The sequence below is a fragment of the Mesorhizobium sp. YC-39 genome (assembly GCF_025753795.1).
Lineage (GTDB): Bacteria > Pseudomonadota > Alphaproteobacteria > Rhizobiales > Rhizobiaceae > Mesorhizobium.
Genome location: NZ_JAOWPS010000005.1, coordinates 241,681 through 255,232 on the forward strand (window position 1 = coordinate 241,681; position 13,552 = coordinate 255,232).

The 13,552-nt window shown below is 56.8% G+C and carries 11 protein-coding genes; 8 read left to right on the top strand and 3 right to left on the bottom strand.

Translation table 11 applies throughout. From position 1 onward, the window contains the following. The first annotated feature begins 345 nt into the window (after window positions 1–345). The 4 genes from OHD62_RS26850 (at window position 346) to OHD62_RS26865 (ending at window position 5,460) form a co-directional block, all read left to right on the top strand. Complete coding sequence (locus OHD62_RS26850) at window positions 346–1,065, top strand: Crp/Fnr family transcriptional regulator (protein WP_263789084.1); 720 nt, start codon at window positions 346–348, stop codon at window positions 1,063–1,065. Window positions 1,066–1,462: 397 nt separating this feature from the next. Continuing rightward, window positions 1,463–2,233 (top strand): response regulator transcription factor, encoded by a 771-nt coding sequence (locus OHD62_RS26855; protein WP_263789085.1) that lies wholly within the window; start codon window positions 1,463–1,465, stop codon window positions 2,231–2,233. A gap of 102 nt (window positions 2,234–2,335) precedes the next feature. Then, window positions 2,336–4,219, top strand: coding sequence for a GNVR domain-containing protein (locus tag OHD62_RS26860; RefSeq protein ID WP_263789086.1), 1,884 nt, complete (start codon window positions 2,336–2,338; stop codon window positions 4,217–4,219). Between the two features lie 578 nt (window positions 4,220–4,797). Then, the gene (locus OHD62_RS26865) at window positions 4,798–5,460 is read left to right on the top strand and encodes a sugar transferase (RefSeq protein WP_263790172.1); all 663 of its coding nucleotides are present in this window, start codon (window positions 4,798–4,800) and stop codon (window positions 5,458–5,460) included. 48 nt (window positions 5,461–5,508) lie between these two features. Here OHD62_RS26865 and OHD62_RS26870 read toward each other — a convergent pair whose 3' ends face one another. Then, complete coding sequence (locus tag OHD62_RS26870) at window positions 5,509–5,754, bottom strand: hypothetical protein (RefSeq protein ID WP_263789087.1); 246 nt, start codon at window positions 5,752–5,754, stop codon at window positions 5,509–5,511. A gap of 149 nt (window positions 5,755–5,903) precedes the next feature. Between OHD62_RS26870 and OHD62_RS26875 the strand changes: the two genes are divergently transcribed. Further along, window positions 5,904–7,376: a hypothetical protein gene (locus tag OHD62_RS26875; RefSeq protein WP_263789088.1), complete on the top strand. Its 1,473-nt coding sequence runs from the start codon at window positions 5,904–5,906 to the stop codon at window positions 7,374–7,376. A gap of 19 nt (window positions 7,377–7,395) precedes the next feature. Here OHD62_RS26875 and OHD62_RS26880 read toward each other — a convergent pair whose 3' ends face one another. Beyond that, window positions 7,396–8,706 (bottom strand): polysaccharide biosynthesis/export family protein, encoded by a 1,311-nt coding sequence (locus OHD62_RS26880; RefSeq protein ID WP_263790173.1) that lies wholly within the window; start codon window positions 8,704–8,706, stop codon window positions 7,396–7,398. A 140-nt stretch (window positions 8,707–8,846) separates the two neighbouring features. Beyond that, on the bottom strand, window positions 8,847–9,713 hold the full coding sequence (locus OHD62_RS26885) for a glycosyltransferase family 2 protein (protein ID WP_263789089.1): 867 nt from the start codon (window positions 9,711–9,713) through the stop codon (window positions 8,847–8,849). 342 nt (window positions 9,714–10,055) lie between these two features. On the opposite strand from OHD62_RS26885, the gene OHD62_RS26890 reads away from it, so the two are divergent. The 3 genes from OHD62_RS26890 (at window position 10,056) to OHD62_RS26900 (ending at window position 13,545) form a co-directional block, all read left to right on the top strand. Beyond that, the gene (locus OHD62_RS26890) at window positions 10,056–11,339 is read left to right on the top strand and encodes a glycosyltransferase (protein ID WP_412177430.1); all 1,284 of its coding nucleotides are present in this window, start codon (window positions 10,056–10,058) and stop codon (window positions 11,337–11,339) included. Between the two features lie 233 nt (window positions 11,340–11,572). After that, window positions 11,573–12,556, top strand: a complete 984-nt coding sequence (locus OHD62_RS26895) for a class I SAM-dependent methyltransferase (RefSeq protein ID WP_263789091.1) — start codon at window positions 11,573–11,575, stop codon at window positions 12,554–12,556. Window positions 12,557–12,585: 29 nt separating this feature from the next. Beyond that, window positions 12,586–13,545 carry a glycosyltransferase family 2 protein gene (locus tag OHD62_RS26900; RefSeq protein WP_263789092.1) on the top strand — a complete coding sequence of 320 codons (960 nt, stop codon included), beginning with the start codon at window positions 12,586–12,588 and terminating at the stop codon, window positions 13,543–13,545. The last annotated feature ends 7 nt before the right edge of the window (window positions 13,546–13,552 follow it).

Here is a 13,552-nt window from a genome sequence, read left to right on the forward strand (position 1 = left end):
ACCTCCGATCATAGCAGCGATGCCCGGCTCGCAGTTTGGTACGGCGAGCCAGTCACGCCGAATGCCGTAAGCGCATGTTCGAAAGTTACACGGTGAGTGGCAGGTGTCACCAAGCGCTTGCGACCGGCGGAGACCTCGCGATGCGAACAGGCAGTGCAGAAAGTCGGTCGAACTTTACAGTCAATTCGGATCGTATTTCGGCTTGATCAGGCATGATCCTTGCTTTCTTACGAGTGCAGTGCAATATCATCCATTGGTTGTAGCCAGCGCAGGGTACTCAATGCGTCAAAGCTGAAGTACATTTTTGCCTAGGGAGGTATCTAGGGGAGGATTGGTGGGGTTCGAATGACGTACGCTTCACGCCTCTTTTCGAGTGGAAATGAAAACGGTCCGACGACGGTCGGAGTCAAAAGCGACGATAAGGCGTATATTAAGGCGCTAGGGTTCGTGCCGAAGCGATATGAGGCGGAGACCGCCATTGTCAATCAGGGGGAGGACGGCGATCGCGCCTTCGTAATCGAGTCAGGCTGGGGGTGCATTTCCCATGATCTTGCCGGTGGACAGCGACAGATTTTGGATTTTGCCCTGAAGGGCGACATTGTCCTGCCACAGACTTACACGGGCACTGCTCTTGAGACATTTGTGGCTCAAACCGAACTTGCGGTATTCGAAGCCTCGACCAAGACACTTGCTCTTGGCGCAGCGAATTCGCCCCGCATTGCCTCCCTTTTTGTCGAAACTCTCGTGCGCCAGAGAGCGCTTGTTGCCCAACACCTCACCAATATAGGCCGACGCAGCGCCTTGGCGCGTACAGCGCATTTGCTGCTCGAACTGAGAACGCGCTTGGAGCGTGTCGGCGCTGTCACCCGCACCGGCTATGCATGCCCTCTCACCCAGTACGACCTCGCGGACGCGCTCGGCCTGACGCCGATCCATGTCAATCGAATGCTGCGAGAATTGCGGGAACGCAGGTTTCTGGAGTTCCGCCAAGGTCATGTCCGCGTGCTCGATCGACTGGGCGTAACGAAATTTGCCGAGTTCGATGACAGTTATATCTATGGTTGACGCTACATTGGCGCACCACGCCAAGGCGCGCGATGGGCCTCAAAGCCACACCATCGGTGAGGCCGGCTATCTTTATGGACGGTGACACTCGCGCTTGGCAAACAACGCGAGGTCCAGTTTCCGCTTGGCTCGACCTTTTCCTAGATCAACTGAAGTAACCAATTTTTTTTTATATTTTGTTAACCTAAATTAGTGAAAGCCTATTCCTTAGCCGATAACCTCATCTACAGCAATAGTGCTATGACCATGGCGGGGGCCTGGCAATCTTACACTTATCGGGCAATCTCATACTTATAAGGAAGGTGGCGCGAACAGAACGTCGCTCGCGGGAATGGTAGTTGTCTGAAGTCCCTCTCGTACTGGTCTCGAAACGTAAGTTATGTTGGGGAGTAAGTTCATGGTTCCGACAATTCAATTGGATACCAAATCGCCCGGTGCACTGGAATTCGTATCGCGGAAGACCGGGAATGGAATACATCTTCACAGACACGGCTTAGCCGAATCCTGCTTGGCTCTGCTGGATGAGCGAGTGCTTGACCGACAATGTCTTGCGCAATGCCTGACCGCTTATGGCATCGGGAAGGAAATCCTGTCGTTTGGTTCGATCGAAGAGTGGCGGCATCAAGAGAATGAACTGTCGACGTCGGCTATTCTGCTGAACGTGGGCAGCCGAAAGGTGACAGACGCAAAGACCGGCAGCGAAATCGCCGAACTCGTGAATGAGGCTCACCCGGTTCCAGTGGTGATTTTGGCCGACACCGACGATTTAGAGCAGATCCTGAAGGCGTTGAATTATGGCGCAAAAGCCTACATCCCTTCGTCGATCTGTTTCGAGATCTGTGTTGAAGCCGTAAGTCTTGTGCTTGCCGGTGGCACATTTGTCCCGGCAAGCAGTGTGCTTGCCCAGCACAAGGCAATCGACACGGGTGTCGATATGACAAGACCCATGGCGAGCGTGTTCACGGAGCGGCAAGAAGAGGTCGTTCAGGCTCTCAGGCGTGGGAAGGCGAACAAGATAATCGCTCATGAGCTCAATCTCCGAGAAAGCACTGTCAAGGTCCACATTCGTAACATCATGAAGAAGTTGAAGGCGACGAACAGGACGGAGGTCGTCTACAAGCTCAATGAGATGTTTCCTGGCGCCCACGTGTCGAGCCGATCAAGTTAAACGGTTTCGTCACGGCTGCATGCTCGCAATTAGGCCCATCGGTGGCGCCTGCTCGACCGTTGCAGTTCGCCGCTCTTTTCGTTGCAGATATGGATTGAAGCCATGCTAGACCGGCCGTTGGCGGCGATTGCCCACAAGACATGGCGCGGAGCGGATGCCCCGCAGGATTTTATCAGCCTTGCCGACATTGTTTCTTTTGTCCGGCGGTATGTTTTCTCGATTCTGGCGTTCCTGGTCGCCGGGATCCTCTGCGCCACGTTTTACGTTGCTACCTCGGATCCAATCTATGCGGCGCGAACCCAGATCCTGATCGAACCAAAGATTCCCAGAAACCTTCAGCAGCAGCCCGCCGAAGTGAATCTGTCGCTCGACACCGCTCAGGTCGAGAGCCAGCTTGCAGTTCTGCGCTCGCAGAAGATCGCGATGATGGTGATCGACGACCTTGGACTCATGAACAATCCAACGTTCAGGGATATGCACGGTCCGACCATCGGCGAGAGATTTCGCCGGGCTTGGATAAGTGTTGTTCAGGCCGGCGGTTTCCATGCCAGCTATGCCGCCCTGACGAATTTCTTCGATCGAATGCTGACCTGGCCGGATCAAAAACAAACCAACAGTCCGCAGCCGGAAGGCGAGCGTGAGCGTAGCGCGGTGGAGATATTCAACGATGGCCTGGATGTCCAGCGTGTCGGTGTCTCGTATGCTATAGACATTACATTCCAGTCTCTGGACCCGGTATTGTCGGCGCGCATCGCAAACGCTACGGCGGAGGCGTTCGTACGTGAGCAAGTGCAAACGACAAAAGTTGCGGCTAGCGAAGGCATTGCATGGTTGGAAAGGCGGATGCGGGAGGTCGGCAACCAAATGAACGAGGCGACCAGGATCGCCCAGGAGTTTCGCGCAAAACACGACTACAGTATCGGCCAGGAGGAGACGTCCGTCGAGGGACAGGGTCTCCCCCTCAACCAAGAACAGCCAACACACCAGACCACGCTAGAGCAGTTGGAAGTTACCGCCGACACCTACCGCAAGATGTATGAAAGCCTGCTCGGGGCGTATACGAACTCGGTCGACCAACAGCCCTATCTGATCGCCAATGCCCGTGTCATTACATCGGCGATGGGCCCAAAGACAGCCAGTCGGCCGCGCAAGACGCTGATCCTCGCCTTTGGCGCACTTGCCGGACTGGTGGCTGGCATCGGGTTTGCCGTGGCGCGGCGCGGCCTCGATCGGACTGTGAGGACGCCGCATCAGATCCGCGGCGAACTGGGTCTAGCCTGCATTGGAGAATTGCCGCCGGTCAGCTTCAGGCGGGGTGGTTTTGGTCGGCTTAATGAGGTGCTCAGGGATCCAGACTCTTCATTCAGCGGGAGCCTTAAGAGCGTCAAGGCGATCATGAGCTTGGCCGGGGCTGCCCAGCCTAGGTGCCGCATCGGAATCACATCCGTGTCCCCCGGCGATGGAAAGAGCACCGTTGTAAGCAATCTGGCGGCCCTCTATGGGGTGTCGGGCACAGCGACCCTCGTGATCAACGCGGACCATAAGTCGGCGCTGGCCAACGAACTTCTCAATTCATCCGATTTCAACATGATCGATCAGGATTCCGGAAGCCCTAAAGATCTCGTCAAGCAAATCCAGTTCATTGAAGAGACATCGTTTTATTACTTGAAGAACGTTAAGTCGAAATCGATGAGTTTGCTTGTTCCCAAGAATATGGAAATACTACTTAGCGATGTTGGTTCTTACAATGTTGTCATTGTTGAACTTCCCCCCTTTAGTTCAGGTGCTGAAGGGCTTGCTGTCTGCCCGCTTCTTGATGGTGTGATTGTGGTGGCCCAGTGGGGTGTGACGTCGCTTGATCAACTTGAAGATCTGACGCAGACTCTCAGAAATACCAATTCGACCGTACTTGGCGTGTTGATGACGCGTGTTCGTTCTGTTTCGGCTCATCGTTACCGGAAGCGCGCAGCCCAAGCACCGCGCTGACATCGATCTTGTCTTCCTCGCGGCGGTGTCAGTCGAGCGCAAGCTCAGCGGCAGGTTCGACACTGCCCGTCAATTCGACACCTGCATGTCAAGTGAATCTGCGCCCTTGGGCAAGGCGGCGCAGAGGACCCGTTAGACAGGCCGCGCCATGCTCCCACGGGTGCCTGAGGAGGCCAGCGAGTCGAACGTCCGATTCCGTTATCGCGCCTGTCATTGGTCGGAGCAGCCATTGGTCGGAGCAGCCATTCGTCCGTACCTAGCCTAGCATCTTAGGTGTAGCCCGGCCGCTGCCAATCACCCCCAATCTACCACCTTTTCTCTGCTTGCCGGAGGTCATCCGTCGTGGAGAAAATGCAAACGAAAACAGCTGAAATCGAGCGTGAGCAGAGATGTCCAACGTGATCGAAAGCAACCTGCGGCCGTGCGAAGACTTGGCCATTCTGGTCGGGGCCGGGCCTGCGGCGACATTGCTTCTTCGGCGTGAGAGCGGCGCAGCCGCCGCATCGAATACGACAGAGCTTTCGTCGCCTCAACTCAACGCAAGCCATGACCACGGCACCATTGCGCTTGAGCCGGATATGCAAACGGCAAGCATTCAAGAAGATGCGCGGGGCGACCGCCGACAGCCTCTCGGCGGTTGGGCCAAGAGGCTGCTGGACCTGTCGGTAGCCTCGACAGCGCTCATTCTGGCCAGTCCGATCCTGCTTCTGATCCCGCTTCTGATCAAGGCCACCACAGGCGGTCCGGCGCTGTTTGTCCACCGCCGTATTGGATTCAACGGAAAGGTCTTCGACTGCTACAAGTTCCGCACCATGGTACCGAATGCCGAGGAGGTGCTCGAGCGGCATCTGAGCTGCGATCCACAAGCCGCCCAGGAGTGGACAGCCAACCAGAAGCTGAAGTGCGATCCGCGTATCCTGTTTTTCGGAAAGATGCTTCGCAAATCGAGCTTGGATGAGCTGCCGCAGCTGTTCAACATCTTGCGTGGCGACATGAGTTGCGTCGGTCCGCGACCTGTCGTTGCCGATGAATTGCAACGCTATGGCGCCGCATCGCACGAATATTTGAAGACGCGGCCAGGACTGACCGGCCTCTGGCAGATAAACGGGAGAAACATGACCAAATATTCGCATCGCGTATTGCTGGATACGCAATACGTTCGAACATGGTCTCTACGCCGCGATCTTTCGATCCTGGTGCGGACAATACCGGCCATGATGAAATTTGATCAGACCTCCTGAACTTGTAAATGTCCAGGAGGGGCGGTGAGCAGAAACGGTCTCAGCGGATTATCGCCTCCGCCCTGGGCGGTGCCACAACACGGCAAGCGCGAGGCCGGCCAAGTAGGCAATTTGGGTGACCATAACAAGATAGAGCGTCGAGCGGATGGTGGTTTGAACAGACAGGTGGAGAATACTGCCCGTAGCTATGCTGCCGACGATCACCACCGATGTCGCCGCTATCAGCGCTGGCACGCGCAGCGTGAGCCCTATTATCAGGGCAAGGCCCGCAACGCCGACGATGGCAAGCAGCACGACGACCTCCCAGGTCAATTTGCTTTTTGCGCAAGATCAACCCTGTCGAAGGAAATCAGAGTCGCTCGTTTCTGTGAAGCCATCCACTTAGCTAAGCGTTCCGGTGGCGCAGTCAGGGCCGGGACTATTGATATCGTCGGAGTGGTGAAATGCAGATTTCCGTCATAGGGGTAATGATTTGCACGGGAATTCTGGCATTCGTCGCTTACATGCGCTGGTCGATGATCGCTGCGCTGATTGCCTCCCTGGCTTTTGGTGCGACGGCAATCGGCACAATAACCTCGCTCGGCGGCTCATCGCCGCTAATCTTCACGGTCTTTGATATGCTCCTGATAGTGGCCGCGCTGGCTCGACGGGGTATCTGGAGAGAAATAGGAGCGGTCTTCGTTCGTATCGGTGCAGCATGGATCGTCTGCGCGCTCATGATCTATGTGAGCATGGGAGCGCTGTTATTTCCGAGGCTCTTTGCGGGGCAGACGAGCGCCTTCGTCGCTTCCCGCACCGGCAGGGGCGTCTACGAAGCGGCGTTGGCGCCGGTATCGGCCAACATCTCTCAGGCGGGATACTTTGTTCTGGGAGGGTTGACGTTCCTGGCGGTCTGTCTGCTGCTTCAGCGCAGCGGCACGTTAGCGGATATCAGGCGGGGCTTCTTCCTCTGGTTCACCTTGCACGCGTTGATGGGCATTCTGGATTTGTTGGGCAAGGTGATCGGCGCCGGCGACATTCTCGCCCCGATTCGTACCGCCAACTACGCTATGCTGACGCAAGTTACGGAAGCTGGGTTTTGGCGGATTGCGGGGGCGTTTTCAGAGGCATCGGCGTTTGGCGGAGCATCGCTGGCAGGGCTGGCGTTCACCTACACTTATTGGCGCAAGACCGGATCGAAATTCGCATTGGGATTAGGAGCGGCCCTGTTTGTTCTCCTGCTGCTGTCGACATCGTCGACCGCCTATGTCGGTCTTGCAATCGTAAGCGTGCCCGTTGTCTTTTCCGTCGTCAAGTCGCTCACTTCAGGTCGGCTGAGGTCGGGGGAGGCACTGCTTATCGCGCTGCTACCGTTCTCGCTCCTCTCCGCGATGGCCGCCAGTCTGCTCTATCCTCATTTCTTCGATCCGGTTTTGCAGCTTGTCGACACCACGGTAATCAACAAAGTCACATCAGCCTCCGGCCAGGAGCGCAGCTACTGGAACTACAAAAGCCTGCAGTCTTTCTTCGATACAGGTGGACTGGGGGTCGGGTTGGGAAGCTCGCGGGCCTCGAGTTGGCCGATAGCGCTGCTTTCCCAGTTGGGGCTGTTCGGCACCGCGATGATGACAGTTCTGTTGGCAATGCTGGTGCGGGGCCTAAGGGGTGGCGGGCGTATCGACCCCGAGGTCGACGCGATCGCGTCGAGTGTCCGCGCTTGCGCCTTGTCGGCGCTCGTGGCCGGATCCCTGGCAAGTGGCAGCGCCGACCCGGGTATCGTGTTCTTGATTCCTCTCGCTGTCGTTCTTGTCAGCCGGCTCTTGCCTGTTGAAGACGACAGCGTTGCTGGGGCTCCTGTAAGGACGCTTCAGCATTCGCGCGATTCCAGCGAAAACATGATTCAAGCGCAGGCCGGCACCGTTCCAGGCCGCGTCTAGCATAATCCGCCCCGGAGGACTACGGAGTGCCCACAGTATCGCCGACGGTTTCTGCTTTGAGTTCTATTCCCGGCGCCTCGTGCCGCTCGGTCGATATCAGGTCCAGCGCGCCCGTTTCATCCGGAGCCAGTGGTATTTCAACCTTGATGGTGTCTCCAGGCTCCACGACACTCGTTTCGTTAGCTTGTATTTGCATCGTCGTACCATCCGCCGACGGTCGGAAAATCGTATAGATCGGCGCGGCCAGATCCGCGTTGGCTCGGTGGGCAAGAAGATTCGGGGCAGATATCGCGGAGTCGTACAATAGCCGCCTTGCTGTTTCTGTCTTGCTGTCGAGAGCGTCGAGTTCGGCTTGAGTTTGACGCAGGTCGATCGTTATCTCGTTTTTCCGTCCGTCCTGGAGTTCGAGAATTGATATGTCGGTCTTGCTGATTTCCTGACGGCCACGCAGCAGACTGGTTTCCGCCGACAACCTCTCGCTCTGCACCTGGGCGAGGGCTCGTTCTAGAGAAAATTCCCGCGGCGCCGCCGCAAGACCTTTGACCACAAGCGCCGAGACGGCCTTCAACTCTTTCTGGATAGAGTCAATCTGCTTGTCGAGGAAAACGAGCTGCGCGTCCAGCGAGGCGAGTTCCTTCTGGAGGAAGTCACGCAAACCTTGAAGCGCCTTGATCTGGATATCCAGCCCCTCGCTGCGCGCTTGGAAGATTAAATGCTCCTGCTTCACGAGCATGGCAATGATGTCGTCCTGAATGCGTGACGTCAGCTGGGGCGGAAACTGAATGTCGCTGGCATGCGAGAGTTCCGCCTCGAGCCGTGCCTTACGAGCGAGGAGATTGGCTTCGTTCAGCCTAAGCAGGTTCACATCCCCTCGACCTTGGATCACTTCGCGCTCGAACCGAGCGTCCTTGTCCTCCCGCGTCCGCAATCCGCCCGCGATGCTCAATGCCTGCAAGATGGTCAGCCCGGGTCGATATGCGAATTCTCCCGATTGCGTCACCTTGCCGACAACGTAGAACGGTCGGAACTGGACGATTTCCACCGCGGTGTCCGGTTTTCGCCCAAGGCCAACACTCTTCATCAGGCTGTTGCCGATGGAGTCCGCAATCTCGCCGGTGGTGAGGCCGGCAGCCTTGATTTCGCCGACCAGCGGCAGCGAAACGGAGCCGTTGGGACCGACCGTGTATACGTCATTGAGGGCACCCCAGGCAAAAATCGTGTCGCGCGACGCACGCCATTCATAGACCTTGATGCGGAGCTTATCCTGCGGGCCGAGCACATACTCCTTGGCGTTCGCAGCCGAAACACCCAACATGCAGGCCAAGAACATCCCCGTCGACACCACGAAGTGGATGAAGCACCAAGCGTCGCGCCGATTGGGCGGCGTGTCCAGGCACCGGGCTCGGTGATTTGAGCAAGTGCCGCTGTCGATCGAAAAAGACGGTTCATCGAGCATCTCTTACCTCTGCACTAGATCTCCAGAACATATTCTGGCTCCACCCGGCCTGTTGCGACGTGTGAAAGAGCCAGAAGGTTGCCGCGCAGACGTCCTCGCCGGTCGATGTAGGATTCCGGCCAGAGACTGCGCACGAGATTGGCAAGCAGATTTTTGCCCATCAATCTTAAGGCGAAAGTCAATGGAACGGTCCCTTTGCGGATGAGGTAGATTGGGTTCGCCACTTGGGAATAGCCGAAACGAACGCCGCTTACGCGACCGCTCTTGATGCCGAGATGAACCCCGCGGATCGAATGCAGAGAGACGACCCGACCTCTGGCTCTCAACTGGCTGGTGAAATCAACGTCTTCCTGCCACCCATAGAGCACAAGCCGTTCGTCGAAGCGCAGGCCGCCGATGAATGCCGCCCTGATCGACATGTTGCAGCCGTAGGCGCTGAGTTGATCCACCCCACGCGCTTCAGCCGCTGTGCCGGCTTCGCGAAGCGCCTGTATGCCCTCGTCCCATGTGAGCCCTGCAGTCGTTGCACCGTCCTTCAGCACTTTTCCAGTCACCACTGCCCAGTCAGGCTGCTGCATGAACGCCCTCGATACGCCATCGAGATAGTCGTCTGCAGGAATGAAGTCGTCGTCGAAAAAGGTGATGATATCGAAACAGTCGCCTGCGACATCGAGGGCGATGTTACGCTGTGCCGGCAAGCCCGTTTTTCCGAATACGCTCGATACAGGAAACCGGCAGACTATGTTGTTGGGAATATGGTCTGCGTCCGGAGCCGAAATTATGACCGCGTCCGGGAGTCGGGTCTGCCGCTCAAGCTGTGCGAGAAGCCGAGCCACATGTTCCCTGCGACCAAACGTTGCGACGATCACGACCACTTTCATCGACAATCAACTCTCCGCGCGGCGAATGGATACAGATACGGCGCCCCGGATTGCTTCTGAAGCGAGCGCGCTGTGATCCTAATCCGCGGGTCGCACCGATACAGCCTGCGCATAAGGTTAGCGTTGAGGCGTGCTTAGGCCCATCGAAGTAGGAGCCGTACCTCGTTGGAGTACATCCGGCCTCGGGAGGGACGCGGAGCTTAACCCGATAGCCAGCTTGTTTGGACGGGACGGACGACACACAGTCGTTGAGCATCCGGGCAAAAACAGGATTCCCGAAAAGGTGCCAACGTTCCGGGAGGGTAATGCATGCGCCATGTGCGACAGCCAAAAGCAACCACCATGCTAGGCCATGATACCAAACATTTGCGATCCATCAGCAAGACGCCATTTGCTGCCATCGACCGCAACGCGCGCATCGCCGTCGTGCATGACTGGTGCCCGAATTTTCGGGGAGGGGAGCAGGTCCTTGCCCGGATATGCAAGCTCTTTCCGAGAGCCGAGGTCTTCACCCTCTTTGATTTTCTCCCGAAGGAGGTCAAAGACGAGCATTTTCGAGACGTAACTTTTCATGTTTCTGCGATGAATCGATTTCCATTTGTGGAAAAGTACTACAGGTCTTTATTTTTTCTCTGTCCGTTTATGATCGAGCAATTTGACGTCACAGGATATGACGCAGTAATTTCTTCTTCGGCCGCATTCTCTCGAGGCGTTCTCACTCGCCCTGACCAACCACACCTTTGCTATGTGCACAGTCCGGTGCGGTATGCATGGGACGAACAATTCTCCTATTTGCAACAAGCCCGCTTGGGATTTGGGCCGAAGGGTCTTGCCTTTCGTTATTTGCTTCACAGGCTGCGGACCTGGGACACCCGCACGGCACACGGTCCTGATTTGATGCTGGCAAATTCGAACTATGTCCGCTCTCGAATCGAACGGATTTACGGCCGCGATGCGCGGGTAGTCCATCCGCCCGTGGCCATCGGGGAACTTAAACTCGTCACCAGCAAGGATGACTACTACGTAACGGCTGCGTTCCACGCCCCCTATAAACGTACGGATCTGATTATTGAGGCGTTCAGCAAAACTCCGTCGCGTCGCCTGATTGTTGTCGGCGATGAAGTACAATCCAAGCATCTCCGATCGCTTGCTGGTCCCAACATAGTCTTCACTGGCTATCTGCCGCGGCATGAATACATCGAGAAAATCGCAAATGCCCGTGCGATGGTGTTCGCCGGATGCGAGGATTTCGGGATAACGCTTGCCGAGGCCCAGGCGTGTGGCACTCCATTAATTGCATTCGGCCGTGGAGGTGCCCGCGATATTGTCCGGGCGCTTGGCGAGAGCACCCATCCGACAGGTGTGCTCTTCGACCGTCAGGCCGTCGATTCTGTCGCTGAGGCGATTGATTTATTTGAGAAAAATGCGGTATCCATTACGCCGTACGCCTGTCGCATGAATGCGACCCGGTTCTCCGAGGAACGGTTCGACCTGGCGATACTCGACGCCCTTGGCTTGGCCCGGTCTGTCCAGCTTGCTCGCGCAACTGAGAACGATGAACTCCTCGGAGCCGAGAGTTCGACGCGCGATATAACCGGTTCTCTTGCCGAGCCAATTCTACAATGAATTCGATTGACCTTCACATGGCAAGCAACGGCAAAGCGCTTCGACCGACCGCATGTCCGTGCTGCTCGGCGCCCGTTAGCCGATCAATTTACCGGGTCGAATCCATCCCAGTGCATAGCTGTATCCTGCTTGGCTCGGCCCAAGAAGCTCACACCTTTCCCCGCCGCGACCTTGACCTCGCATTCTGCGAAGGATGCGGGTTCATATTCAACCAGGCCTTTGACGAAACGGTCATGGGCTACTCGACCAATTTCGAGGAATCCCAGCATTTTTCGAGCACTTTCAACAATTTCGCGAAGGGACTTGCACGCGAGATTGCACAAAGATGTGCGATAGCCGGCAAGCACGTGTTGGAGATCGGCTGCGGCAAGGGCGAATTTCTCCGCGAACTTTGCATGTCGGGCGGCGCGACCGGACTCGGCATCGATCCGGGATATCGAGCCGATAGGGGACGCAGCGAAGACCGCGGCGACATTCGGATCATCGTCGATTTCTTCGGACCGGATTACCGGCATCTCCAAGCGGATGCAGTCCTTTGTCGCCACACGCTCGAACACGTGGCTTCCGTCTCGACTTTCGTGCGGCTCATCCGCGAGATGATGGGCAAACGGACCGAAGACTGGGTCGTCTTTGAAACCCCGGATGCAAAACGCGTGCTCGCGGAGAGTGCGTTCTGGGACATTTACTATGAGCATTGTTCCTATTTCAGTCCCGGCGCGCACGCACGACTGTTTCGCCAGGAAGGGTTCGACGTTACCGATCTGGAACTCGTCTATGACAACCAGTACATCGTTCAGTATGCCCGGCCATCGGTAGGCCGGATGGCACCAAGACTTCCGCTCGAGCGCGATCTGGAAGAGATGCGGCGGCTGGCGGAAACCTTCCCCGTCCGAGTGCAGGCCGTTCAGAATTTGTGGAGGGAACGCATCCGCTCCGCTCACGATGCCGGTCGGCGAGTCGTCCTGTGGGGCGGTGGGAGCAAGGCAGTGTCGTTCCTGACGACCTTGCAGATTGGGGACGAAGTGTGGGCAGCAGTCGACATCAACCCTTACAAGCAAGGCAAGTTTACGCCCGGAACCGGTCACCCGGTCATTGCGCCTAGCGACCTATTGGAAACTCCGCCTGACCTCGTCATCGTCATGAACCCGATATACCTGAATGAAGTGGCGCAATCCTTGAAGGCGCTGGATCTGCGACCGGAAATTATCGCGGTCTGATCGCACTCTCGTCGAGAAGAACCCGGAAAATGGAATATTCCAAGTCGCCACAAGTATCCCTTGGTATGCCCGTTTACAACGGCGAGAATTTCGTCTCCGAGGCGATCCAGTCGATCCTCGAGCAGGACTTCGCTGATTTCGAACTAGTCATCACCGACAATGCTTCGACAGATAGAACAGCGGAGATATGCCTGGAATTCGCGCGGCGGGACAGGCGGGTCCGCTATGTCCGAAATGCACGCAACCTGGGCGCCGCGGCCAATTTCAATCGAGCTTTCGAATTGAGTTCCGGCGCATATTTCAAGTGGTGCGCGCACGATGACGTCTTGGACAGCGGTTTCCTGACGGACTGTGTGCGCGCACTCGACGATAACGCCCGCCACGTTATTGCCTATCCGCGCTTGCTGGGAATCGACGAGACCGGGCAGCTGACTTCCTATGTCGAACGGGTATTACCGGATATGGAAGGATCATCGCCCGCGTCCCGCTTCCGGCTGATGGTTGCGGCGCACGGATGGGATGCGGCGATGTTCGGCCTTTGGCGCCGGGATTCCTTAGCCAAGACGACATTGCACGAGCCCTACTATGGTTCCGATTGTGCGCTTCTGGCCGAGATGGCTCTTCTCGGGACGTTTGTTCACGCACCCAACGCGATACTATACAGCCGTGACCATCCGACGCGGTCGGTGCGATTGCCGAGCTCCGAACGATTGGCTTGGCAAAATCCGGACGGCTCTACCGCTAACGCCTTTGAATTGTCGAGGCGGGTAAAACACCTCGTCGCGATTGCCTATCGGCGCAGGCGGACAGCACCGCTGGGTAGGACACTGTTTCATCTGGTTGCATGGGTCTTGGATCCGCTGCTCATTGCGAGATTTTGCCTGGAAGTTGTAGGCGTTGTTTCTCCGCAGCTTCGTATCAAGCTGCGCGCCGCCGGCCTGGGAGCACTGAAACGCATTCATGCCGTCTCAGATCGATCTCCGGGCTAGAAACGAG

Excerpts from the sequence above, each read along its gene's own strand:
- OHD62_RS26850 (WP_263789084.1), top strand. The coding sequence starts at position 346 with ATGACGTACGCTTCACGCCTCTTTTCGAGTGGAAATGAAAACGGTCCG.
- OHD62_RS26855 (WP_263789085.1), top strand. The coding sequence starts at position 1,463 with ATGGTTCCGACAATTCAATTGGATACCAAATCGCCCGGTGCACTGGAA.
- OHD62_RS26860 (WP_263789086.1), top strand. The coding sequence starts at position 2,336 with ATGCTAGACCGGCCGTTGGCGGCGATTGCCCACAAGACATGGCGCGGA.
- OHD62_RS26865 (WP_263790172.1), top strand. The coding sequence starts at position 4,798 with ATGCAAACGGCAAGCATTCAAGAAGATGCGCGGGGCGACCGCCGACAG.
- OHD62_RS26875 (WP_263789088.1), top strand. The coding sequence starts at position 5,904 with ATGCAGATTTCCGTCATAGGGGTAATGATTTGCACGGGAATTCTGGCA.
- OHD62_RS26880 (WP_263790173.1), bottom strand. The coding sequence starts at position 8,706 with ATGTTCTTGGCCTGCATGTTGGGTGTTTCGGCTGCGAACGCCAAGGAG.
- OHD62_RS26885 (WP_263789089.1), bottom strand. The coding sequence starts at position 9,713 with ATGAAAGTGGTCGTGATCGTCGCAACGTTTGGTCGCAGGGAACATGTG.
- OHD62_RS26890 (WP_412177430.1), top strand. The coding sequence starts at position 10,056 with ATGCTAGGCCATGATACCAAACATTTGCGATCCATCAGCAAGACGCCA.
- OHD62_RS26895 (WP_263789091.1), top strand. The coding sequence starts at position 11,573 with ATGGGCTACTCGACCAATTTCGAGGAATCCCAGCATTTTTCGAGCACT.
- OHD62_RS26900 (WP_263789092.1), top strand. The coding sequence starts at position 12,586 with ATGGAATATTCCAAGTCGCCACAAGTATCCCTTGGTATGCCCGTTTAC.